Source organism: Zavarzinella formosa DSM 19928, assembly GCF_000255705.1.
In the GTDB taxonomy this organism is placed as follows: domain Bacteria; phylum Planctomycetota; class Planctomycetia; order Gemmatales; family Gemmataceae; genus Zavarzinella; species Zavarzinella formosa.
Window position 1 is genome coordinate 10,180 of sequence record NZ_JH636461.1, and the last position, 2,740, is coordinate 12,919.

General features: G+C 64.9%; 1 protein-coding gene and 1 pseudogene. Both read right to left on the minus strand.

Annotated features, from left to right (window positions below; all coding sequences use genetic code 11):
- Positions 1-89: 89 nt before the first annotated feature.
- Positions 90-1,520, minus strand: a complete 1,431-nt coding sequence (locus BGIM_RS0147605) for a tail fiber domain-containing protein (RefSeq protein WP_020476608.1) — start codon at positions 1,518-1,520, stop codon at positions 90-92.
- 11 nt (positions 1,521-1,531) lie between these two features.
- Positions 1,532-2,740, minus strand: a pseudogene (locus BGIM_RS0147610) (fibronectin type III domain-containing protein); the annotation flags it as partial.

The following is a 2,740-nucleotide window of genomic DNA, read 5'->3' on the forward strand; positions in this document are numbered from 1 at the left end:
TGTGGCGGCGTCCCCGCCGAGGCACACCCCGTAAGGCAGCGCCCCGGCGTGGGCGGTTTCGTCGGTGACGGTCATTGGGGAAACGGGGATCATTTCGCCTCCAGTTCGGCCACGCGGGCCGTGAGTTGTTGAATCGCCTTCACCGCCAGAACGATCATCTGGCCATAATGCAGGGCGTCGGGCTCGCCATCGTCGTCATACATGACGAACTCCGGGAGTCCGGCGGCGTGGACTTCCTCGGCCACGAAACCGGCGAAAAGGCGTTTGCCGTCGTTCTTCTGTTTGCTCTTGTAGGTGACGGGCCGCAGCGAGAGCAGCTCGGCGAGCCCTTTCGGGTAGTCTTTCACGTTCGACTTGTATTTCAGCGAGGACGTGGAGCGGTACATGATGCCGGAGGAGTCGATGACCATGTTGGCGGCCGAGGCGCTGGTCTTGTTGTAGACGGACAGGGAGACGAGCGAGCCGGTCCCCTTGCCCTCCAGTTTGAGGGCCTGGTTGGAATCGGACCCCTCGGCGACGATGGAGGGGTTGTTGCCGGTCGCGGCGCCGGTGCATTGCAGGTAATTCACGGCCGAGGCGGCATGAGTGATGCGCATCTGGCGCTGGCCGCTGGCGTTGGTGTAGAACTCGTGCGTTCCCGCCCCGTTGGTGGTGTAACGGAGACTCACGTTGGTTTCCCCAAGCGCGGACAAGATCGGCTCGTTGCCGGTGGTGCCCCCGGTCACTTGGGCGTAGTTGACGGCGGTGGCGGAGGAGTTGGTGAAGCGCATGACGTCGCAGCCGTTGGCGGCCGCGGCCCAGGTGTTGGCGGCCGGGCGGTAAGCCCCGGTGTCGTCATCCCCCTCGAAGGCCAGCGGCAGCGTCCCCGCCGCCGTGGTGGTTCCGATCCCGAGACGGAAAGCGTTGGGGGTGAAAGGCCACAGATAAACCTCCGAGGGAACGACCGCCCAGGTCCCGGCGGTGGTCTGGGTGTCAATCGTGCGGCCGATGATCTGAAAGGGGACGTTGCTCCGGGCATTGGCGGCGTACATGGCGGTGGCGCTGTCGGCCGCCCCGGCCCCGCCCTCGGAGGAGGTCGAGACGATGCCGTTGTCCCCGAAGTATTTCGAGGAGGCGGCGAGTTCGAGAGTCCCGGAGTTGTCGATCAGATACCAGTAGATGTTGGAGGCGGCGCCGCTGGCATGCCCCAAGGTCGAGCCGGAACTGATCGTCAGCGACAGCGAGCCGGTGATGTTACGGACGTTAAATCCGCCACTGGCGGCGGTGGAGCTTCGCATCGGCACGGCGATGACGTTGGTGGCGTCGGCGTCGGTCGAACCGTTGCGTTGTTTGACGGCGCAGGTCAGGGCGCCGGTGGCGACAGAGAAGGCGAGACCGAGGTTTTGAATCCTCCCGGAGGAGCCGAGCGGGTCGCCGACCTCCCTCAAAGAGGCATACAACGCGGTCAGTTCGATCTTGGCGCCCGCCTGGGTGACGGCGGCTCCGGTGAGATTGGCAATGGTTGGAAAACTGGTGGGCATGGTGACTCCTTCTAATAACCTTTGATGCGGGCGTCGAGTATCCCCGCGACGGGCGTCCCGGCGGCGTCCAGGCACTGGACGAGCGGTCCGAGGTCGGCGTCCTTGTCCGCATAACGCGCGGAGATGGCGCCGCCCCCGTCGGTCTGGACGGTGAGCTGGACGTTGGTGATGACGGAATAAGTTTTGGTGATCGGCAGCCGGGTCCCGAGGGCCGAGACCGCCACGTCGTCGAGCGTCTCCTCCACGTCGGGGGCGTCGAGGGTGATGACAAACTGGCTGACATACCCCTGCGTCGGGGACTGTCCCGTGGTGAGCAGGAAGTCATAGATGGTGTTCTTGGCGTCGATCCGTCCCGGCCACGCCTGCCAGTCCGGGGTGTCCCACATCGGGCTTGAGGAATCGGCGTCCCACATGAGGGTCGTCCCGTCCGGGTCCCACATGGGCGACGGGGCGTTTTCGCGGTATTGAACGGACCACGGATCGCCGAGGATGTTCGCGGCGATGGTCATGGCCGAGCCGGACAGGGCCGAGGAGATCGTCAACTGGTCTTGATAGGTCATCGCCCCGTAGACGATGTTCCACATCAGCGTGGTTCCGTCGGGGTTCCACATGCTCACGGACGGGTCGGCGTTCCACATCAGGGTGCCGGTGGTGGCGGCGAGGTTGTTCGAGCCGTCAATCGTCCCGCCGGAAAGCGAACCCGGCCACAGGGATGCCTTGCGGTCGTATTGAACCAGCACGTTGGCCACGTCCGGGTCGCCGAGGTCGGTGACGATGTAAGCGGGATTGAGCGATTCGTTGCCCGAGGTGTCGCGGGCCTTGATCATGATCGTTACCGGACCGGAGGGCCGGGTGGTCATGGTGAACGGCGAGGCGGTGACCAGTCCGGCGTGCAGCTTGGCGGCGTCGCCCCAACTGCGACTGGTGCCCGGTTGGAAGCGGATCAGATACCCGGCGAGATCCTTGTCGGTCACCTCGGTCCACGAGAGGCGGTCCCCTTCGATCAAAAACGAGGTGATGTCGGCGGGGGGCTGGGTCTTGCCGATGACCGTGTGCGAAATCTGGGTCCAGTCGGAGCGCACGCCGATGGCGTTGCGGAATCGCACCCGCAGGTCATAATCCGCCCCGTCATCAACGCCCGTGACGAACGTGTCCGTGCTGTCGCCAATGGGGGGCGGGGCCTCCTGCCAGGCGGTGGCGGATTTTTTCTTGAACTGGAC